26 protein-coding genes are annotated in these 20,110 nt (G+C 60.9%); 14 read left to right on the top strand and 12 right to left on the bottom strand.

The window, feature by feature from the left end; translation table 11 throughout:
- The first annotated feature begins 143 nt into the window (after positions 1-143).
- Positions 144-482, top strand: a complete 339-nt coding sequence (gene osmE, locus JOE33_RS17345) for an osmotically-inducible lipoprotein OsmE (protein ID WP_010436526.1) — start codon at positions 144-146, stop codon at positions 480-482.
- A 362-nt stretch (positions 483-844) separates the two neighbouring features.
- Positions 845-1,384, top strand: coding sequence for a ferritin-like domain-containing protein (locus JOE33_RS17340; RefSeq protein ID WP_003317037.1), 540 nt, complete (start codon positions 845-847; stop codon positions 1,382-1,384).
- Between the two features lie 220 nt (positions 1,385-1,604).
- On the opposite strand, the gene JOE33_RS17335 is transcribed toward JOE33_RS17340, so the two are convergent.
- Positions 1,605-3,671: an AsmA family protein gene (locus tag JOE33_RS17335; RefSeq protein ID WP_209924102.1), complete on the bottom strand. Its 2,067-nt coding sequence runs from the start codon at positions 3,669-3,671 to the stop codon at positions 1,605-1,607.
- A 221-nt stretch (positions 3,672-3,892) separates the two neighbouring features.
- Between JOE33_RS17335 and JOE33_RS17330 the strand changes: the two genes are divergently transcribed.
- From JOE33_RS17330 to JOE33_RS17310, 5 genes are all read left to right on the top strand, one after another.
- Positions 3,893-4,525, top strand: coding sequence for a TetR family transcriptional regulator (locus JOE33_RS17330; RefSeq protein ID WP_002555418.1), 633 nt, complete (start codon positions 3,893-3,895; stop codon positions 4,523-4,525).
- A gap of 235 nt (positions 4,526-4,760) precedes the next feature.
- Positions 4,761-5,261 carry an urease accessory protein UreE gene (gene ureE, locus JOE33_RS17325; RefSeq protein WP_003431764.1) on the top strand — a complete coding sequence of 167 codons (501 nt, stop codon included), beginning with the start codon at positions 4,761-4,763 and terminating at the stop codon, positions 5,259-5,261.
- The gene (locus JOE33_RS17320; protein WP_010438356.1) at positions 5,258-5,932 is read left to right on the top strand and encodes an urease accessory protein UreF; all 675 of its coding nucleotides are present in this window, start codon (positions 5,258-5,260) and stop codon (positions 5,930-5,932) included. The genes ureE and JOE33_RS17320 overlap by 4 nt, the downstream gene beginning before the upstream one ends.
- Before the next feature lie 21 nt (positions 5,933-5,953).
- Positions 5,954-6,571, top strand: a complete 618-nt coding sequence (ureG, locus tag JOE33_RS17315; protein WP_003368915.1) for an urease accessory protein UreG — start codon at positions 5,954-5,956, stop codon at positions 6,569-6,571.
- A gap of 25 nt (positions 6,572-6,596) precedes the next feature.
- Positions 6,597-7,169 (top strand): HupE/UreJ family protein, encoded by a 573-nt coding sequence (locus JOE33_RS17310; protein ID WP_010438353.1) that lies wholly within the window; start codon positions 6,597-6,599, stop codon positions 7,167-7,169.
- Between the two features lie 41 nt (positions 7,170-7,210).
- Here the strand turns inward: JOE33_RS17310 and JOE33_RS17305 are convergent, their stop codons facing one another.
- The 9 genes from JOE33_RS17305 to nrdR all read right to left on the bottom strand — a co-directional run bounded on the left by JOE33_RS17305 (position 7,211) and on the right by nrdR (position 13,890).
- Complete coding sequence (locus JOE33_RS17305) at positions 7,211-7,630, bottom strand: hypothetical protein (RefSeq protein WP_003419519.1); 420 nt, start codon at positions 7,628-7,630, stop codon at positions 7,211-7,213.
- Positions 7,627-8,244, bottom strand: a complete 618-nt coding sequence (gene ribA, locus JOE33_RS17300) for a GTP cyclohydrolase II (protein WP_003368920.1) — start codon at positions 8,242-8,244, stop codon at positions 7,627-7,629. Before ribA ends, JOE33_RS17305 begins: the two co-directional genes overlap by 4 nt.
- Before the next feature lie 133 nt (positions 8,245-8,377).
- Entirely contained in the window at positions 8,378-9,343 is a 966-nt protein-coding gene (thiL, locus tag JOE33_RS17295) for a thiamine-phosphate kinase (RefSeq protein WP_010438346.1), read from the bottom strand.
- A gap of 16 nt (positions 9,344-9,359) precedes the next feature.
- A complete protein-coding gene (gene nusB, locus JOE33_RS17290; protein ID WP_003419525.1) occupies positions 9,360-9,857 on the bottom strand; it encodes a transcription antitermination factor NusB in 498 nt (165 codons plus the stop codon).
- Entirely contained in the window at positions 9,854-10,330 is a 477-nt protein-coding gene (gene ribE / locus JOE33_RS17285; protein WP_002555427.1) for a 6,7-dimethyl-8-ribityllumazine synthase, read from the bottom strand. Before ribE ends, nusB begins: the two co-directional genes overlap by 4 nt.
- 130 nt (positions 10,331-10,460) lie before the next feature.
- Complete coding sequence (gene ribBA, locus JOE33_RS17280; RefSeq protein ID WP_010438336.1) at positions 10,461-11,552, bottom strand: bifunctional 3,4-dihydroxy-2-butanone-4-phosphate synthase/GTP cyclohydrolase II; 1,092 nt, start codon at positions 11,550-11,552, stop codon at positions 10,461-10,463.
- A gap of 21 nt (positions 11,553-11,573) precedes the next feature.
- Entirely contained in the window at positions 11,574-12,236 is a 663-nt protein-coding gene (locus JOE33_RS17275; RefSeq protein ID WP_003317049.1) for a riboflavin synthase, read from the bottom strand.
- A 47-nt stretch (positions 12,237-12,283) separates the two neighbouring features.
- Positions 12,284-13,384 carry a bifunctional diaminohydroxyphosphoribosylaminopyrimidine deaminase/5-amino-6-(5-phosphoribosylamino)uracil reductase RibD gene (ribD, locus tag JOE33_RS17270; RefSeq protein ID WP_163023568.1) on the bottom strand — a complete coding sequence of 367 codons (1,101 nt, stop codon included), beginning with the start codon at positions 13,382-13,384 and terminating at the stop codon, positions 12,284-12,286.
- A gap of 41 nt (positions 13,385-13,425) precedes the next feature.
- Positions 13,426-13,890, bottom strand: coding sequence for a transcriptional regulator NrdR (nrdR, locus tag JOE33_RS17265; RefSeq protein WP_003317051.1), 465 nt, complete (start codon positions 13,888-13,890; stop codon positions 13,426-13,428).
- A gap of 176 nt (positions 13,891-14,066) precedes the next feature.
- Here nrdR and JOE33_RS17260 point away from each other — a divergent pair, with 176 nt between their 5' ends.
- The 3 genes from JOE33_RS17260 to trxA all read left to right on the top strand — a co-directional run bounded on the left by JOE33_RS17260 (position 14,067) and on the right by trxA (position 16,279).
- The gene (locus JOE33_RS17260; protein WP_187624888.1) at positions 14,067-14,516 is read left to right on the top strand and encodes a hypothetical protein; all 450 of its coding nucleotides are present in this window, start codon (positions 14,067-14,069) and stop codon (positions 14,514-14,516) included.
- A complete protein-coding gene (locus JOE33_RS17255) occupies positions 14,513-15,166 on the top strand; it encodes a 50S ribosomal protein L11 methyltransferase (RefSeq protein WP_187624887.1) in 654 nt (217 codons plus the stop codon). The genes JOE33_RS17260 and JOE33_RS17255 overlap by 4 nt, the downstream gene beginning before the upstream one ends.
- A 240-nt stretch (positions 15,167-15,406) precedes the next feature.
- Positions 15,407-16,279: a thioredoxin gene (gene trxA / locus JOE33_RS17250; RefSeq protein ID WP_032615657.1), complete on the top strand. Its 873-nt coding sequence runs from the start codon at positions 15,407-15,409 to the stop codon at positions 16,277-16,279.
- A 54-nt stretch (positions 16,280-16,333) separates the two neighbouring features.
- Here the strand turns inward: trxA and JOE33_RS17245 are convergent, their stop codons facing one another.
- Positions 16,334-16,687, bottom strand: a complete 354-nt coding sequence (locus JOE33_RS17245) for a hypothetical protein (RefSeq protein WP_010438322.1) — start codon at positions 16,685-16,687, stop codon at positions 16,334-16,336.
- 61 nt (positions 16,688-16,748) lie between these two features.
- Positions 16,749-17,171, bottom strand: coding sequence for a nuclear transport factor 2 family protein (locus JOE33_RS17240; protein ID WP_032615659.1), 423 nt, complete (start codon positions 17,169-17,171; stop codon positions 16,749-16,751).
- On the opposite strand from JOE33_RS17240, the gene JOE33_RS26005 reads away from it, so the two are divergent.
- The 4 genes from JOE33_RS26005 to JOE33_RS17225 all read left to right on the top strand — a co-directional run bounded on the left by JOE33_RS26005 (position 17,170) and on the right by JOE33_RS17225 (position 20,108).
- Positions 17,170-17,292 (top strand): hypothetical protein, encoded by a 123-nt coding sequence (locus JOE33_RS26005; protein WP_274603130.1) that lies wholly within the window; start codon positions 17,170-17,172, stop codon positions 17,290-17,292. The genes JOE33_RS17240 and JOE33_RS26005 overlap by 2 nt on opposite strands.
- 181 nt (positions 17,293-17,473) lie before the next feature.
- Positions 17,474-18,061, top strand: a complete 588-nt coding sequence (locus JOE33_RS17235) for a DUF2796 domain-containing protein (RefSeq protein ID WP_010438315.1) — start codon at positions 17,474-17,476, stop codon at positions 18,059-18,061.
- Between the two features lie 69 nt (positions 18,062-18,130).
- Complete coding sequence (locus JOE33_RS17230; RefSeq protein WP_010438312.1) at positions 18,131-18,841, top strand: ABC transporter ATP-binding protein; 711 nt, start codon at positions 18,131-18,133, stop codon at positions 18,839-18,841.
- A 1-nt stretch (position 18,842) separates the two neighbouring features.
- Complete coding sequence (locus JOE33_RS17225) at positions 18,843-20,108, top strand: ABC transporter permease (RefSeq protein WP_003368946.1); 1,266 nt, start codon at positions 18,843-18,845, stop codon at positions 20,106-20,108.
- Positions 20,109-20,110: the final 2 nt, after the last annotated feature.

Below are 20,110 nucleotides of genomic sequence, written 5' to 3'. Positions count from 1 at the left end.
ATGGCGTTCAGGGGATTCAGCAACGGCATCAGAGTGGATGCAAAGTACTGCCTCATCGCCATCTTTTTTTCGAACTCTTGAGCCTCTCCCCTGCTCCAAGGCATACCGGGCCAAAACCGGCTCTGACATGTGGAGCAATAACGATGTACAAAAAACTCTTCGCGGCGACCTTTGTATTGGCGACGATGGCTGGCTGCAGCAACACAACCGTGCAGAACCCGGTGGACTACGTCACTTATCGCAACGAGCCGCTGGTCAAGCAGGTCGAGAACGGCATGACGCGCCAGCAGGTCCTGACTATCGGCGGTGAGCCTTCGAGCACCATCGAGCGCCAGGTCAACCCAGGCACTTGCAACAACTACGTCATGAACAAGGACGGCCACAAACAGGTTTACCACGTCAGCTTCAACAGCGACGGCCGTGTGACCAACAAGGGTTTCATGACTTGCGAACAACGCGAGAAGAACGAAAAAGCGATGTAATCAAAAGACAGGCACAAACAAAAAGCCCGAGGCATAAATGCCTCGGGCTTTTTGTTGAATGCTTTTTAGAAAACCAGCTTGAACAGGGCGATAACCACGACCAGGCCGATCAGAAAGATGATGCCGACGGTGCTTCCCAGGAACTTGAGCATTGTGTATCTCCACGATTTATTTGGGTCTCAAGGTTGGGACCGCGGGGCTCGGTACTCGTTTCTTATATTTTTACATTCAGTCACAACCGTCGGAACCAGGGAAAATCCGATAAAACTTTTTGCCTCCTTCGGCACTCACAATCTTTGCTGATCCTGCCGGGCCACCTATAGAGCGAGACAGCAAAACCTGATGAGTCCTGGAGATAAATGATGAATTCTGCACCGCAATCACAGCTTTCCGATGTAAACACTCTGCGCCAGCGCGCACGCCAGAACGTTGAGGATGGTGCTGTGACTCAAGGTTACAGCGCTGACCGCGAAACGGTCCTGCGCCTGCTCAACGAATCGCTGGCTACCGAGCTGGTCTGTGTGCTGCGCTACAAGCGCCACTACTACATGGCGTCGGGCCTGAAAGCGAGCGTCGCGGCAGCCGAGTTTCTGGAACACGCAGAGCAGGAAGCGCAGCACGCTGACAAACTGGCCGAGCGTATCGTGCAACTGGGCGGCGAGCCGGAGTTCAACCCGGACACCCTGTCCAAGAACTCCCACGCGCAGTACGTGGCTGGCAACACGCTGAAGGAAATGGTCTACGAAGATCTGGTTGCCGAGCGCATCGCCGTCGACAGCTATCGCGAGATCATTCAATACCTCGGCGACAGTGATCCGACTACCCGCCGCATCTTCGAAGAAATCCTTGCTCAGGAAGAAGAGCACGCCGATGACATGGCAGACATTCTGAACGATCTGTAACGCGCGGCAGCAAATGAAAAGCCAGGACCTGTGTCCTGGCTTTTTTGTGGGGGATATTTTCTCAGGCCTGACGTGTGAACATCGTTCCGCACGCTCCAGCGTGGGAATGCATTTTCTGCACGCTCTACGTCCGCCCGACGTCTGCGCCGGGGCGCACACATGTGACGCGAGCGTCACAAAACGCATGCCAACGCGGAGCGCTGGCATGAGAGATTGAGCATCACTTCACCGTTTTGGGCGCCTTGCCGGTGCGCATCTGCTCCAGCAGCGGACCACACTGATTCGGCTCGCTGTCGCCAGTGGCGACCAGCGCGAGCAAACCGGCAACTGGACCTACGGTTGCACCCAGCAACACCATGCCGGCTCCGCGCAGCAACAGCGGGCCGGACTGTACGCCTGCGTTGGGCTTGGCGAACGGACCGTTGACGTACAGCGGCGAACGCAGCGAGAACACGCGGAAGCCTTTGGATTCAGGGTTGATCTGCAGGTCCAGTTGCTCGGTCTTCAGGTTCGCGGTGCCGTTGATATAGATGATGGCGTTCTCGGTATCGAAGACAAACAGCCTGCTGGTCGCCAGCCCGTCCTTGATGCCAAAGTTAGAGGCTGCGCAATTGATCTTCACGTCCTTGTCGCCGAACAGTTTGCCGACCACGTAGTTGCCCACGTTGAGCCCGGCAATTTCCATCAGGCCACGACTGATCGCACCGTCGTTCACCAGCATCTTCATTTCGCCGTTGGCAGTCCCCAGCAAGGCTGCAACCGAGTTGCCGCGCCCGCTGATGTCGGCATCGCCATTCAGCTCACCGAAGCTGGTTTTCATCGGTTCGAAGGTCGGGAACAGCTGCTTGAGCTTGAAATTACGCGCCGACAGCTTGGCCCTGCCCTGCATCGGTTTGTTTTGCCCGTTCAGGCGAATGTCCGCGTCCAGCTTGCCGCCTGCCACCCCAAAACGCAGCGGCTCGAGGCTCAACTGACCATCGTCGAGAACCAGATGGGTGTAGAGGTCGGTGAACGGCAGATCCGGGCTCTGCACAATGCGCTTGCCAGTGAACTCCACATCGGCATCCATCGCCCGCCAGCGATCAGTCTGAAATTCTTCTACAGGCAGGACCTTGCCCGAAGGCTGCTTGCTCTCGCCACCGCGCTTTTTCTGTGCGGCATTGGAGTCCGCACCGATCAGCGGCGCGAGGTCACTGAACAGCAACTGGTTAGAGACCAGCACGCCACTCAGCTTGGGCCGGGGCTGACTGGCGACGAAGCCCAGATCGCCATGGATATCGCTGTTGCCGATCTTGCCGTTGAAGCCTTCGTAACGAAAGTTGGCGCCGGCCGGATCATGCAGTTTGGCGATCAGACGGCCATCGGTTGAGTAAGCCGGAGAATCCGGCAATGTCACGCCAGTGAGCGGGTAGAGATTGCTCAGGCTTGCGCCGGAAAGCTTGAGGCGCAGATCCAGCGCGCCCAGGTTCTGTGGATCGGTCAGGGTCCCGGCGATCACCGCATGGGTGTCACCGACCTTCACGTCAGCCTGTACCGGAAACGGTTGACTGGAATCCTTGAGCGCGAGCAGACCGCCGACCTTGCCGGTGCCGCTCAGCTTCTGACCGTGGTACTGGCCGGTGACCGCCAGACCGAATGCATAGTCCTGCGGCACTGCGCCCTTGTCCTGGGCCTTTTTCGCTTCCTTGCTGCCGGCGATTTCACTGAACGGAATCGGCTTGCCGAGCAGGTCGATCACTACGTCCAGATTGGCGTTGAGTCTCTGGTCATTGAAGCTCACCAGTCCCTTGTCGAACTTGATCGCGCCGATGTCCATCACCCATTTGGAGGGCTCGGCATTCGGATCGGACTTGGGCAGATCGAACACCCAGTTGGCGCGACCATCGGCCAGACGCTCCAGACGGGCCTCGGGGCCGGTCAGATCGATACGCGGGATAACCACTTGCTGAGCCAGCAGCGGCAGCAGCGAGAGACGAAATTCGACATGCTTGAGGGTCACCATCTGCGGGGTCTTCGACCACTCGGGATTACCCAGGCTCAGGTCATCGGCGACAAAGTGCGGCGAAGGCACCCAGGCACGCCAGCCACCGAGTTCGGGCTCGCGCGTCCAGCGCACATCCAGGTCACCATTGATGGCGAACGGGCGATGCAGCGCTTCGCTGACTTTCTCATTGAGGGTGGGTTTGATGCGATTCCAGTCGAAAGTGACAATCACAATGACCAATATGGCCAGCACCACCAACAACGTGGCACCTGTCCAGGCGAAAATCTTGCGGCTGCGCGTCATGCGTCACTCTCCAGAAAACAGCGCCCCGACCCTGGCGCGCTGAATACGACATGAATGTTCGACTGACAAACGCGCCGAGGGTTTGATTTGAATACGAAAATGCGTCGAAGGCCAGCACTCATGTTCTATTCCGGCAAGAAGCCCGACTGAAAACCCTTTCGACGCAGGTAAAGCGCATTTGCTAAAGTGCAACCCAGCCTAATCCAAGAATCGTTTGAGCCATGCTGCCCCGCGCCGAACAGAAACAACAGACCCGAAGAGCCCTGCTCGATGCTGCCCATCAGCTGATGGAGAGCGGGCGCGGCTTCGGCAGCCTGAGCCTGCGGGAAGTGGCGCGCACGGCAGGCATCGTACCGACCGGCTTCTACCGGCACTTTGAAGACATGGACCAGTTGGGGCTGGCGCTGGTCAGCGAGGTCGGCCAGACCTTTCGCGAGACTATCCGGCTGGTGCGCCACAACGAATTTGCCATGGGCGGGCTGATTCGTGCGTCGGTGAAGATATTCCTCGAACGCGTGGCGGCCAATCGGTCGCAGTTCCTGTTTCTGGCGCGCGAACAATACGGCGGCTCCTTAAAGGTTCGTCAGGCACTCGGCGCGCTGCGCGAAGGCATCAGCGCCGACCTCACGGCCGACTTGGCAAAGATGCCCAAATGGCAGCACCTGAATGCCGATGCACTGTCGATCATCGCTGACCTAGTGGTGAAAAGCGTGTTTGCGATGCTGCCGGAACTGATCGACCCGCCCCCCGCCTCACTCGCCCCGCACCTGACACCTCAGGCGAAGATCACCCAGCAACTGCGCTTTATCTTCATCGGCGCACGTCACTGGCGGGGCCTGGGCAGTCACGATTGAACGTCAGCTCGCTCTGTTTCTCCCAGACACACAAACCGTCTCGCTATTAACTTCCCCTATCAACAACAGCATCGCACCAACATGAAGCGCCCAGTCAATTACGCACCTGAATAGAGCGCCGAGACACTTGCTGATACGCGTATCGCCGCCTCTGTCAGCCATTTCCCTACAAACTGCACTGTTGGCAAGCCCCTTGCTCTGATTTGAAGCATCGCAATTGGCTGGAAGCTATCTGATGCTGGTGATTCACGATCGAATCGAACCCCAGGCCGAATGGGCCGCCGAGCTGCATTTGAATTTCGAGGCACGCAGTAAAAGTCGTCTGCGTTGCTTCAGTGCGGAAAACGAAGACGTCGGTCTGTTTCTGCAGCGTGGCCAGTCGCCGCTGCGCGATGGCGAGTTTCTTCAGGCTCAGGACGGCCGTGTCGTACGTGTCTGTGCCCGTCCGGAAAAACTCATGCATGTCACGTGCAGCAGCACCTTCGAACTGACCCGCGCGGCCTATCACCTCGGCAACCGTCACGTGGCTCTGCAAGTCGGAGACGGCTGGCTGCGCCTGCTCGACGATTACGTGCTCAAGGCGATGCTCGACCAATTGGGCGCCACTGTCGAAACCATCGAAGCGCCTTTCCAGCCGGAACATGGTGCCTACGGCGGCGGGCATCATCACTCGCGCGCAGGCGAGGAGGATTTCAACTATCCGCCGCGCATGCACCAGTTCGGCGTACGCAAGTGAACAGCGCCTGGGCGCTGTTGCGCCTGGCCAGCCCGCAGTTGCCTATCGGTGGTTACAGCTATTCGCAAGGGCTGGAAATGGCAGTGGAGCAATCCATTGTGGTGGACCCGCAGAGCGCGGGCCGCTGGATCGGCGATCAACTGTTGCTCAATCTCGCGCGCTTCGAGGCTCCCCTGCTGCTGGCTCATTGCGAGGCGGCAGCAGCCGGTGACTGGGGCCAGCTGCTGCAGGTCAGCGAACAGCATCGCGCCAGCCGCGAGACCCGCGAGTTGCATCTGGAAAGCCGGCAGATGGGGTACTCGCTGCAGCAGTTGCTCAATGGCCTGCCTGAACTGGATCGTGATGCGCGCCATTTTCTGCAGCAGACTGGCGAGCCGCACTTGGCCCTTGGCTGGGCGCTGGCCGCACGCGCCTGGCAGATCAGCCCGCAGGACGCGCTGGCCGCATGGCTATGGAGCTGGCTTGAAAACCAGCTGGCCGTGCTGATGAAAACCCTGCCGCTGGGCCAGCAAGCCGCCCAGCGCCTGACCAGCGAACTGTTGCCGTTATTGCAGCAGGCGCAGGTCAGTGCCAGCGCACAAGATCCCTGCCATGCCGGCAGCGCAGCCTTCGGCCTGTCCCTGGCGAGCATGGCGCACGAACGTCAATACAGCCGGTTATTCCGGTCCTGATCAGCCCTTATGGAGAACTCAATGAACAGCCAACCTCTGCGTGTCGGAATCGGTGGACCGGTCGGATCCGGCAAGACGGCGCTGACCCTGGCGCTGTGCCTGGCATTGCGCGACCGCTATAACCTGGCCGTTGTGACCAACGATATCTATACCCGCGAAGACGCTGACTTTCTGGTGCGTAATGAGGCGCTGGCACCTGAGCGCATCATCGGCGTTGAAACCGGCGGCTGCCCGCATACCGCCATTCGCGAGGACGCCTCGATCAACCTGGAAGCGGTCGACCAACTCAATCGCCGCTTCGAAGGACTGGACCTGATCATCGTCGAATCTGGTGGCGATAACCTTTCCGCGACTTTCAGCCCGGAGCTTTCCGACCTGACCATCTACGTGATCGACGTGTCGGCCGGCGACAAGCTGCCGCGCAAGGGCGGTCCGGGCATCTGCAAGTCCGACCTGCTGGTGATCAACAAGATCGACCTCGCCCCCCTGGTGGGCGCATCACTGGAAATGATGGACAGCGACACGCGCAGGATGCGCGGCGAAAAGCCGTTCGTGTTCAGCAATCAGAAAACCGGTCAGGGTCTGGAACAGATCATTGCCTTCATTGAGCGCCAGGGCCTGCTGACTGCAGCCGCCTGAATTCACAACCAAAAGGAACCCGTCGATGAACTACAAAAAAGCCCTTGGCGCCCTCGCGCTGTTGCTGGTCCCGACTCTGGCGCTGGCTCACCCCGGTCATGGCGATAACGGCCTGATCGCTGGTATCAGCCACCCGATCGGTGGGCTGGATCATTTGCTGGCCATGCTTGCCGTCGGCTTGTGGGCTGCGCAGCAACAAGGCTCGGCACGCTGGGCGCTGCCGTGCACCTTCGTCGGCACCATGCTGATCGGCGGCGTGCTGGGCTTTGAAGGTCTCAATCTGCCGGCGCTGGAAAGCGGCATTGCAGCATCGGTGCTGGCTCTGGGCCTGGCCGTGGCATTGGCAGTGCGTCCACCGCTGGCCTTGGCGGTCGCAGCAACGGCAGTGTTTGCTCTGTTCCACGGCGTGGCGCACGGCCTTGAACTGCCGGAAATGTCCAGCCCATGGGCGTACGCAGCAGGTTTCGTTGCAGCGACTGCGGCCTTGCATGCGCTGGGTTATGCAGTGGTTCGCATATTGCCTCAGGCGGCAGCACCGCTGGTGCGTATCGCCGGTGCGGCCTCTGCAGCAGCCGGTGTGTGGCTGTTGGCAGCCTGATCGGGTTTCGCGCTGATCGTGTTCGCTTCAGCCGGGGATGATCAGCGCGAAGGCGCGGGGATGCGGTACAGGTAGAGCAGCACTGCGCTGGCAAACGCCAGCAGGCAGACCGGCAAGGGATGCAGACCGAACAGAACCGCGATGGCAGCGATCCAGGCAGGCAATCCGGCGGCCAGGAAGGCCAGGCGGCGGATGGCGGCGAGTTTGAGCCAGGCTGCCGGCTCCTCCGGTGTATCGAGTGCAGCCTGGGTAACCGCCAACGCACGCTTGTAGGCGCCGAACGGTTTGAGGCTGACGAACATCGAGCCTATCCCGGCGATGAACAGCGGGATCGCCAGCACCGGAATGAGCGGTTCGCTGGCACCAAAAAATACACAGACCACCAGCAATGGCGCCAGGGTCAGACCCAGTTGACGCCACCATTGCATCTCCAGCTTTTGACGAACCTCGCTGCGTGTCACGCGGGGCCGACCTCGCTTTGGTGCTCGTTGCCCATCATGTGCCCCAGCTTGCCCGCCTTGGTCGCCAGATAAAGACGATTGTGCGGATTTTGCCCGGTGTGCAGAGGCACGCGCTCGGCGACCCTGATACCCATGTCGGTCAGGGCTTTGACCTTGCGCGGGTTGTTGGTCATCAGCCGCAACGACTGCACGCCCAGATGCTGAAGCATCGGCAGGCAGATGGCATAGTCGCGCTGATCGGCAGCAAAGCCCAGACGCTCGTTGGCTTCAACCGTGTCGGCACCGCCGTCCTGCAGCTCATAGGCCCGGATCTTGTTCATCAGACCGATACCGCGCCCTTCCTGGCGCAAGTACAGCAGCACGCCACGCCCTTCGGTGGCAATGGCGCGCAGGGCAGCCTCCAGTTGAGAACCGCAATCGCAACGCTGACTGAACAGGGCGTCGCCCGTCAGGCATTCGGAATGTACGCGACCCAGAACCGGCTCACCGTCCGCCACATCGCCCAGACTCAGGACGACGTGTTCACGGCCGGTTGCCGACTCGATAAAGCCGTGCATGGCAAACTCTGCAAAGGGAGTGGGCAGTTTGGAAGCGGCGACAAAGACGACGGGCACCGTGTGCTCCTGATCAGTATGAAGACTGGAAATTCGCAAGATTTGCATTGTAACAGCAGGTTCTTGCCGACGCTCAGGGTGAATTCTCGGGCATTTAGATCATAAAGTTCGATAGATAGAAGCGCTCACCCACTCACTGCTCACCGCCAAAATGCTGGTAACCACGCGTGTCGGGCGTGACGTCTTGCCCTGCGTCGTCGACAAGAACGACACCGTGCCCCTGCTCTACCCGGCCAATGACATGCACCGGCCAGCCTTCTTTCAGCAAACCCGGCAGGTGTTCGGAGGGCAGCGTGAAGGCCAGGATGTAATCGTCGCCGCCGCTGAGCGCAGCCTGTCGGGCAGAGGACAGATCGAACAAGGTCAGCAACGGCTCGGACATCGGCAGCCGGTTACGCTCGACCACCAGACGAACACCCGACGCGCGGGCGATGTGCCCGCAGTCGGCCAGCAGCCCATCGGAGATGTCCAGCGCCGACGTCGCCCTGTCGCGCAACGCCTGCCCCAAAGCCAGCTGGGGTTGGGGCGACCAGTAGCGGGCCAGCAATGCTTCGGTGATCGAGGCCTCGGCGCTGCGCTGCTTCAATACCAGCGGCAATGCACCTGCGCCATCCCCCAATGTGCCGCCGACACACAGCAGATCACCCGCATGGGCACCCGCGCGGGTCAGGGCTGATCCGGCCGGCACAGCGCCGAACACGGTCAGTGTCAGGCTCAAGGGACCGCGTGTGGTATCACCACCGATCAGACGCAGCGAACAGCCTTGCGCCATCTGGTTCAGGCCGCGAGCGAAGGTCTGCAGCCAGTCGGCATCGACCTGCGGCAGGGTCAGGGCAAGGGTGAACGCAACAGGTCGGGCGCCCATGGCCGCCAGGTCACTGGCAGACACCGCCAGGGCACGCTGGCCAAGCAGAAAGGGGTCGCAGACGTCAGGAAAATGTACCCCGGCAACCAGGGTGTCGGTCGAGACCGCCAACTGCTCGCCGGGCGCTAACGCCAGCAACGCGCAGTCGTCGCCGATCCCCAGGGCAACTTCCCCGCCCGCCTGCGCACAGGGCGCGGCGGCGAAGTAATTGCGGATCAGCTCGAACTCTCCCATGAAGGTCAGGCGCGAATCAGCGCTTGTGGGCCTTCACTTCGACTTCACGCAGGCGCGGCGCCAGCTTGTCCAGCACGCCATTGACGAACTTGTGGCCGTCAGTGGAGCCGTAGACTTTCGCCAGCTCGATGCCTTCGTTGATCACCACGCGATAAGGCACGTCGATGCGCTTGAGCAGTTCGAAGGTAGACAGCCGCAGTACGGCCAGTTCAACCGGGTCGAGCTCTTCAATGGTCAAGTCAAGGCAAGGCGAGAGTGCGGTGTCGATCTCGGTCTTGTTGGTTGCCACGCCGTGCAGCAGCTCACGGAAGTAGGTGCCGTCAACGTTGCTGAAATCGTTGTCGACACGGAACTGCGCTTCGATCTCGTTCAACGAATGGCCAGCCATGTGCCACTGATACAGGGCCTGGGTTGCCATCTGCCGTGCTTCACGACGCTTGGCGCTCTTGCCCTTGGCGGCTTCCGGCGATTTGGCGTCGCGCGGGTTGAACTGGTCGGTATCGTCGGAAATCACTTGGCCTCCAGCTGCGACAGCAGACTGACCATTTCGATGGCGGACAGAGCGGCTTCAGCGCCCTTGTTGCCGGCCTTGGTGCCGGAGCGCTCGATGGCCTGTTCGATGGAGTCGACGGTCAATACGCCGAAAGCAACCGGCACGCCGAATTCCATGGACACTTGGGACAAGCCCTTGACGCACTCGCCTGCCACGTATTCGAAGTGCGGAGTTCCGCCACGGATCACTGCACCCAGTGCGACGATGGCCGCGAACTCGCTGCGTTGGGCAACTTTCTGCACAACCAGTGGAATCTCGAACGCACCCGGCGCGCGGATGATGGTGATGTCGCTTTCGCTCACGCCATGGCGTACCAGCGCATCAACGGCACCGCTAACCAGGCTTTCCACGACGAAGCTGTTGAAACGGCCAACTACCAAGGCATAGCGGCCCTGGGGGGCGATGAAGGTACCTTCGATGGTCTTCAAGGTCATTCGGTGAGTCTCGTATTAAAGAGCAAGCCCGCCTTGGGGCGGACTTTGAGGGATATTAGGCCACGAATCATGACTGTCAGGCCGAACCCTGCGAAAAAACCATCTTTCACAAGCCCCGATCTGCCGGTATTTATTCGGAGGGCACGTATTCTACAACTTCCAGATCGAAACCGGATATCGCATTGAACTTCATCGGCGAACTCATCAGGCGCATTTTGCGCACGCCGAGGTCACGAAGGATCTGCGAACCGGCACCGACCGTGCTGTAGGTGGTCGGCGTCTTGATCGGTTGCTGACCGGCGGTTTCGCGGATATGAGCCAGCAAAACATCGCCATCCAGCGGGTGACCGAGCAGCAGCACCACCCCGCTGCCCGCCTCGTTAACCGCGCGCATCGCGGCGCGCAGGCTCCAGCGGCCGGGCTGGCTGACCATCAACAGGTCACGCAGCGGGTCCATGTTGTGCACGCGAACCAGCGTGGGTTCTTCGGCGCAGATGGTGCCCAGGGTCAGCGCCAGATGCACGTCGCCCTCGACCGAGTCGCGGTAGGTCACCAGGTTGAAACTGCCCAGTTCGCTGTCCATCGGCTGCTCGGCAATCCGCTGAACGGTACGTTCATGGATCATCCGATAGTGAATCAGGTCGGCGATGGTGCCGATCTTGATGTCATGTTGCAGGGCAAATGCTTCGAGTTCGGCGCGACGCGACATTGTGCCGTCGTCGTTCATGACTTCGCAGATCAGGCCCGTCGGCTCGAAACCGGCCATGCGCGCCAGGTCGCAGGCCGCTTCGGTATGACCGGCGCGCGCCAGGGTGCCACCCGCCTGAGCCATGAGCGGGAAGATATGCCCCGGGCTGACGATGTCTTCGGCCTTGGCGTCCTTGGCAGCGGCAGCCTGCACAGTGCGTGCGCGGTCGGCTGCCGAGATGCCGGTGGTCACACCTTCGGCGGCTTCGATTGAAACGGTGAACTTGGTGCCGAAACCCGAACCGTTACGCGCTGCCATCAGCGGCAACTTGAGGGTTTCGCAGCGCTCGCGGGTCATCGGCATGCAGATCAGACCACGGGCGAAACGCGCCATGAAGTTGATGTGCTCGGACTTCACGCATTCGGCGGCCATGATCAGGTCGCCTTCGTTTTCGCGGTCTTCGTCATCCATGAGGATGACCATCTTGCCCTGGCGAATGTCTTCGACCAGTTCTTCGATACTGTTGAGCGCCACGCGGCACCCCCTTCAATCAATTCAGGATTTGAGGTAGCCGTTCTCGGCCAGGAAGCTTTCAGTGATCGTGCCGTGGCCCGGCTCTGCCGCCTTGTCGCCCAGCAGCAGGCGCTCCAGATAACGTGCCAGCAGGTCGACTTCCAGGTTGACCTTACGGCCGGGCTGGTAGTCGGCCATGATCGTTTCGCTCCAGGTATGAGGCACGATGGTCAGTTCGAACTCCGCGCCGTTGACCGAGTTGACGGTCAGGCTGGTGCCGTCGACCGTGATCGAGCCTTTATGGGCGATGTATTTGGCCAGTTCACGTGGCGCACGCACCGTGAACTGAATGGCGCGGGCGTTATCTGCACGGGCGACGATTTCGCCGACGCCGTCGACATGGCCGCTGACAAGATGACCACCCAGGCGCGTGGTCGGGGTCAGGGCCTTTTCCAGGTTGACCCGGCTGCCGCTCTTCAGGTCGACAAAGGCGGTGACGGTCAGGGTTTCCCGGCTGACGTCAGCCCAGAAGCCATCGCCGGGCAATTCGACGGCGGTCAGGCATACGCCATTGACGGCAATGCTGTCGCCGAGTTTGACGTCGGTCAGGTCAAGCTTGCCGGTTTCCACATAAACGCGGACGTCGCCGCCTTTGGGAGTCAGGGCGCGGATGCTGCCAATGGATTCGATAATGCCGGTAAACATGGGTCCTCCGGGAGAACAAGGGCTGCGCGCAAGGCGAAAGCCGGGAATTATACGCCGGGTGTGCGCACAGGGAGAGCGATGACTCGCCAGTCATTACCGACAGCACGCATTTCCACAATGTTCAGTTCCAGCGCCTCGCTCATCTGCGCCAGTGGCAGATCGAGCAGCGGACGGGCCGATGAGCCGAGAAACTTGCCGGCAATGAAGAGCTGAAACTCGTCGACCAGGCCGAGACGCGCAAAAGCCCCCGCCAGTCGCGGACCGGCCTCGACCAGTACTTCATTGACACCCCGCGCGGCGAGCTCGCCCATCAACCTGCGCAAGTCCACATGACCGGCGCTGTCGGCCAGAGCCAGCATTTCATGGCCCTCTTCCTGGTAGCGACCTCGTGCCGACGCAGCGGCGCAGGTCACGACCAGCGCACTGCCTGCCTGAAAGAAAGGTGCATCGAGCGGCACACGCAAACGGCCGTCGATCAACACGCGCAACGGCGCGCGCGCAGCGGCCAGCGCGGTCAGTTCGGCATCGAGCCCAAGTTCATCGGGGCGTACGGTGAGACGCGCCTTGTCGGCCAGAACCGTATCGGCACCGCTGAGCACCACACTCGACTGGGCGCGCAGGCGCTGCACGGCAGAGCGTGCCTCGGGACCGGTGATCCACTGGCTTTCACCGCTGGCCATCGCCGTGCGGCCATCCAGGCTCATGGCCATTTTGACCCGCACGTACGGCAGGCCGGTCTCCATGCGCTTGAGAAAGCCTTTGTTCAGCGCTCGCGATTCGCTTTCCAGCACGCCACATTGAACGCCGATGCCGGCGTTCATGAGGCGCAACAGGCCACGGCCGGAGACGTCGGGATTGGGGTCCTGCATCGCCGCGACAACCCGCGTCAGCCCGGCTTCGATCAGCGCATCGGCACAGGGCGGTGTGCGCCCCTGGTGACTGCATGGTTCGAGGGTGACGTAGGCGGTCGCGCCTCTGGCCAGCTCGCCGGCCTGGCGCAAGGCGTGCACTTCGGCATGTGGCTCACCCGCTCGCGCATGCCAGCCTTCGCCAACGATGCGGCCTTCACGCACGATCACGCAGCCGACTCGCGGGTTGGGATGTGTGGAGTACAGCCCCTTGCGCGCCAGCTCGATTGCTCGCGCCATGTAATGAACGTCGAGAGCCGCCTGTTCAGTCAGCAATGCATTTATTCCTTGCCCGGCTCGCGGGCCAGACGGTCGATTTCTTCACGGAATTCGTTGAGGTCCTGAAAGCGGCGGTACACGGAAGCGAAGCGGATGTAGGCCACTTCGTCGAGCTTCTGCAGCTCGGTCATGACCAGCTCACCCACCACCAGCGATTTGACTTCGCGTTCGCCGGTCGCGCGCAACTTGTGTTTGATGTGAACCAGGGCCGCTTCCAGGCGTTCGACACTCACCGGACGCTTTTCCAGCGCGCGCTGCATACCGGCGCGCAGTTTTTCTTCATCGAAAGGCTGGCGACTGCCGTCCTGTTTGATCAGACGCGGCAAGACCAGTTCGGCAGTTTCGAACGTGGTGAAGCGCTCGCCGCAGGCCAGGCACTCGCGTCGGCGGCGTACTTGCTCGCCTTCGGCGACGAGGCGGGAGTCGATGACTTTGGTGTCATTGGCACCGCAGAAGGGACAGTGCATGGTGGCTGGCAACAAAAGAATGAGGAGCGCCATGTTAGCGCATCCTGCCGGCAAGACAAGGCTGAGGGTTTACGGTATATAGACGCGCATTAAAGCGGTGTGAAATTGTCCGGGCTCGGTAATACTGCACGCTTGGCGTCACCCAGCCTTTCGAATTTTGCCTTGTGGAGCTCTTGATGACGTTACGCCCCGCTTTTCTACTCTGCTTCATCGGCTTGCTGGCCGCGTGCAGCAGCAATGACGCGCCGAAACCCGCTGCGCCGCCACCGGTCGCACATTCGATCAAGCTGCCCGCCGGGCCGGGGCCACTGCAACCGTACCAACGTGAACTCAGCGGCCAATTGCTGGGCGTGCCGGCCGGCGCCGAGGTCGAGCTGGCGATGCTGGTCATCGACGAGCGCGGACGTCCGCAGAAGCTGCTGACCAACACGCTGCTCAAGGGCAACGGTCAATCATTGCCGTTCCAGCTGCGTTTCAACCCGGAAGCCTTTCCGGTCGGCGGACGTGTCGAGTTGCGCGGCCGCGCCAGCAAATCCGGGCAGTTGATTCTGCACCTGCCGTCGATGCGTATCGATCAGCCGGCGACTCAGGCCCTGGGGCAGTTGCAGTTCGTCAAGGCGCCATGATTGCTCCGCAACATCTGCAACACGCGCTGAGCGAACTGCTTGGCGACGCCCGGCTGGCCGTCACTGCGCTGCCGGGGACCGATCTGAAGCTGTGGCTGATCGACGAGGCCAACATGGACCGCGCTTTCAGCCCGGATGAAACCCGGCGCATTCTGGAAGATCCACCGTACTGGAGCTTCTGCTGGGCGAGCGGCCTGGCACTGGCGCGCTTTCTGGCTGAAAACCCGCACTGGGTGGCCGGCAAGCGGGTACTGGATTTCGGTGCGGGTTCGGGTGTGGCGGGCATTGCCGCGCTCAGGGCCGGGGCGCTCGAAGTGGTGACCTGCGATCTCGACCCACTGGCGCTCGCAGCATGCCGGGCCAATGCCGAACTCAATCAGGTGCCATTGAGCTACTCGACGGATTTCTTTGCCGAGGCGGACCGCTTCGATCTGATTCTGGTCGCCGACGTGCTCTACGACCGCGCCAACCTGCCGCTGCTGGATCAGTTTCTTTCCCGAGGCCGCGAGGCACTGGTAGCGGATTCCCGCGTGCGCGACTTCAAGCACGCTGCCTACCAGCGTCTGACGATGCTGCATGCGCACACCCTGCCGGACCTGGCCGAGCCGCACGAGTTTCGCGACGTGAGCCTCTATCACGCGGCGCGGTGAGCGTGCTGACTCACGCTTTATCGTTCCGCACGCTCCAGCGTGGGAATGCATTTCTGGACGCTCTGCGTCCGACCTTGAGCGTGCGCAGCGGCGCAGAATTGCGACGCAGAGCGTCACGAACTGCATGCCAACGCCGAGCATTCGCACGAGAGTCAGTTCCCAGCCCCATGAATGACACCGCTTTCAGCATTGCCCTGCGGGCTTTATAGTTGGCAGCATTCAGATTCTTCGAGACGTGCAATGAGCCAGGAAACTGCTTACATCTTCGATGCAACCACTGCGAACTTCGATCAACTGGTGATCGACAAGTCCTTCGACCAGCCGGTGCTGGTGGACTTCTGGGCCGAGTGGTGTGCGCCCTGCAAGGTCTTGATGCCTCTGCTGCAGCAAATCACCGAGAGCTATCAAGGCGAGCTGCTGCTGGCCAAGGTCAATTGCGACATCGAGCAGGACATCGTGGCGCGCTTCGGCATTCGCAGTCTGCCGACTGTAGTGCTGTTCAAGGACGGCCAGCCGGTAGATGGCTTTGCCGGTGCCCAGCCCGAGTCGGAAATCCGCAAGATCCTCGAACAACATGTGGTCATGCCGCCACCTCCGGCCGCCGATCCGCTCAAGCAGGCACAGGCGCTGTTTGCGGAAAGTCGTTTCGCCGAGGCCGAAGCACAGCTCAAGGTACTGCTGGGTGAAGACAACACCAATGGCGCGGCGCTGATTCTGTATGCGCGCTGCCTGGCCGAACGGGGCGAATTGAGCGAGGCCAAGGCGGTACTCGATGCTGTCACCGGTGATGCGCACAAGGCTGAACTGGCGGGCGCCAAGGCCCAGCTGACGTTCCTCGCGCAAGCCGCGACCCTGCCGGACGCTGCCGAACTGAAAAGCCGTCTGGCGCAAAACCCTCAGGACGATGAAGCAGCACTGCAACTGGCGATTCAGCAGTTGTCGCGCCAACAGTACGAAGCCGCGCTCGAGGGCCTGCTCAAGCTGTTCATCCGCAATCGCAACTACGCCGAGGGCCTGCCGCACAAGACGTTGCTGCAGGTATTCGACCTGCTGGGCAATGAGCATCCACTGGTCACGGCGTACCGTCGCAAGCTGTTTGCCGCGCTGTACTGAGGCGCAACCTACCAGGCACCGCACGGGTGCCTGTTATAGCTGAGCCCCGTCAGGTCAGGTCGCCCCGACCCAACTGTACAGCGGCGCATCTCCGCCGCTCTCGACTTTCACGTTCGCCGAGTGGCGCAGGCGCACCAGCAGATGCTTGCCCGCGGCGGTGCTGCCCGCCAGCCCTTCCAGTTGCCCCAACAGATCCGGTCCACTCATCTGCCCGGCCTTGTGCAGCAATTCCTGAGCGACCTGCCAGAGCCTGTCGTCCTGGTTGAGCGGCTTGCTATCGGCCACGGCGGCGGACACCTCCGGAGCGGCCGCCTTGAGCTGCGCGCCCAGTTGCGCCCAGTCCCCTTCGTCCAGTTCAAGGGTCAAATCCACCGGCCACTGGCCTACGGTTCCACGAATACGCAACATGATGTGCACCTGCTGACAGTCAGGCGTACATGCTCCCACAGGCTGGCGCGCATTCCCATGATCAACCGTAACGCCACTGGTTGAGGACCGGTTCCTTACCGTTCATGAAATTGCCAAGCGCACGCACGTCGTAGACGTTTTCCCAGTGCTCGATGATTCGTCCATCGCGGAACCGCCACAGGCCGCAAAACGGCATGATGATTTTCCGGCCACCGCAACTGGCGCGCATCTCTCCCAACACCGAGCCGAAGTGATCGTTGGCAACGATGTCGTGGACATCCATGTACAGGGTCTGATGCGTGCGTCTGATCAGATTGATCTCGTGGGCAAGCACGGCCTCCTTGCCAACGGCTATGGACAAACCACCGCCAGCGCCTTGATCCGCCTTGTGCAGCACGATGTCAGCGTCGGCAAATTCGGTGATGCGTGTCATATCCTTGTACACAGCACGCAGGACTTCTCGGTTCGAATGGAGCTTGTTCATGAGTATCTTCCCTGATGTCGCACTCGGTCCAGGTCGAGCGCAGGTCCCGGCTGGCGATGAAAACCTTACCGGCGCATCCGGCGCAGGTGTCGCGATTTTCATCTTCCAGAGTAGGACTTGATGACGTGAAGTGTGAGACTACTTAGGCATAAGCACTGGACCGGGTATTCCCGATAAGGCCGTCAATAGCGCTTTGCTAAAGTCCGGTCACCCGGCGCCTGGATAAAAACACGTCCACGCAGACCGCCACTTGTTATAAGATCACATAACAGTTTTTCTCGATTATTGTTCTGGAGCCCGCTATGCGCCGTCTGCTACTCGCCCTGCCTTTCGCCCTGTTACCACTCGTTGCTGCGCACGCTGCGGAAGAACACGACCACGATCATGGCGATGAACATGGCAGCCTGGGTGCGCACGAGCATGGCGTCGGACGTCTGGATGTGGTGCTGGAAGGCAAGACGCTGGAATTCGAATTCGACAGCCCGGCCATGAACATCGTCGGTTTCGAACACGTTGCGACCTCGGATGAAGACAAGGCCAAAGTCGCCAAGGCCCGTGAGTTGCTGCTCAAGCCCAACGCACTGTTCAGCATTGCCGATGCCGCCAATTGCTCGGCCACTTCGGTAAAGCTGGAAAGCCCGCTGTTTGGTGACAAGGATGACGATCACGACGAGCATGCCGCCGCTGGCGATGCCGATCATCACGAGCACAGTGAAATCCACGGTCATTACAAGTTCGTCTGTGACGCACCGGCCATTCTGAAGAAGCTCGACCTGTCGCAAATCTTCAAAACCTTTCCCGACACCAAGAAGCTTCAGGTACAACTGATTTCGCCAGGCGGCCAGTCGGGCGCAGAAGTGATTGCAGCCAACCCAACGCTGAAATTCTGATCGCACCCTGCGGTACAACGACCGGGCCTGGCCCGGTCTTTTAATTTCCAACCGAGCGTGAGTCAGCCCATGACCCAAGCACTGATCGAACTGTCGGACCTGCGCTTCAACTGGCCCGGCCATCCGCAACTGCTGGACATCCCCGAGTTCCGACTGCAAAGCGGTGAAACACTGTTTCTCAAAGGCCCCAGCGGCAGCGGTAAAACCACGCTGCTGGGCCTGCTGGGCGGCGTGCAAAAACCGGTCAGCGGCAGCATTCGCCTGTTGAACCAGGAACTGTCAGCCCTCTCTTCGGCCGCTCGTGATCGCTTTCGCGTCGATCACACTGGCTACATCTTCCAGCAGTTCAACCTGCTGCCGTTTTTGTCGGTGCGGGAAAACATCGAACTGCCCTGCCATTTTTCCAGCGTGCGTGCCGAGCGTGCCAGGCAACGCCACGGCAGCGTCGAGAAAGCGACCACTACCCTGCTCGCCCACTTGGGTTTGAAAGACCCGGCGATGCTGACACGCCGCGCCGACTCGCTGTCCATCGGCCAGCAACAACGGGTCGCTGCCGCCCGGGCGCTGATCGGTCAACCGGAGCTGGTGATTGCCGATGAGCCTACGTCGGCGCTGGACGCGGACTCCCGCGAAGCGTTCATTCGCCTGTTGTTCGCCGAGTGCCGCGAGGCCGGGGCCAGCCTGCTGTTCGTCAGTCATGACCAGAGCCTGGCACCGCTGTTTGATCGCAATCTGTCGCTGAGCGACCTGAATCGCGCCGCCGTCGCCGTGGAGATTTGAGATGTATCTGTTTCGTCTGGCCATGGCCAGCCTGGCCAACCGCCGTTTCACCGCGTTTCTCACTGCCTTCGCCATTGCGCTGTCGGTCTGCCTGTTACTGGCCGTCGAGCGGGTGCGCACCGAAGCGCGCTCCAGCTTCGCCAGCACCATCAGCGGCACCGACCTGATCGTCGGTGCGCGCTCCGGCTCGATCAACCTGTTGTTGTACTCGGTGTTCCGCATCGGCAATGCCACCAACAACATTCGCTGGGACAGCTTCGAGCACTTCGCCAACAGCAAGCAGGTCAAGTGGGCGATCCCGGTTTCGCTGGGCGACTCCCATCGTGGCTATCGGGTGATGGGCACCAGCGAAGCGTATTTCGAGCATTATCAGTTCGGCCGCCAACAGCATCTGGAAATGGCCGAAGGACGCGAGTTCAAGACCGATCCCTTTGAAGTGGTGCTGGGTTCGGAGGTCGCCAAGGCGCTGCATTACAAGCTGGGCGACAAGCTGGTACTGGCGCACGGTGTAGCGGCGATCAGCCTGGTCAAGCATGACGACAAGCCGTTCACCGTGGTCGGCATCCTCAAGCCGACCGGTACGCCGGTGGATCGCACGCTGCATATCAGCCTGGGCGGCATGGAGGCCATTCATATCGATTGGCACAACGGCGCCCCGGCACGCGGCAACGAGCGCATTTCAGCCGATCAGGCGCGCAATATGGACCTGACGCCGACTGCGATCACTGCCTTCATGCTGGGCTTGAACAGCAAGATTTCCACCTTCAGCCTGCAACGCGAGATCAACGAATACCGTGGCGAGCCCATGCTGGCGATTTTGCCCGGCGTGGCACTGCAGGAGCTATGGAGCCTGATGGGCACCGCTGAAAAGGCGCTGTTCGTGATTTCGCTGTTCGTGGTACTGACCGGGCTGATCGGCATGCTGACCGCGATCCTCACCAGCCTCAATGAACGGCGCCGGGAAATGGCCATCCTGCGCTCGGTCGGCGCGCGCCCCTGGCATATCGCAAGTCTGCTTATACTCGAAGCCTTCGCCCTGGCGCTGGCGGGTGTCATCAGCGGCCTTGCGCTGCTCTATATCGGCATCTTCGTGGCCCGCGACTACGTGCTCGACAACTACGGTCTGTACCTGTCGTCTATGCCACCTGGCCAATATGAATGGACATTGCTCGGTGCCATTCTCGGTTGCGCGCTGTTGATGGGAACCGTGCCAGCCTGGCGAGCCTACAGGCAGTCACTGGCCGATGGACTGTCGATTCGTTTATGAGG

Source organism: Pseudomonas sp. PvP027 (assembly GCF_017833005.1).
Classification (GTDB): Bacteria; Pseudomonadota; Gammaproteobacteria; order Pseudomonadales; family Pseudomonadaceae; genus Aquipseudomonas; species Aquipseudomonas congelans.
This window is presented reverse-complemented; position numbering and strand designations above follow the sequence as displayed.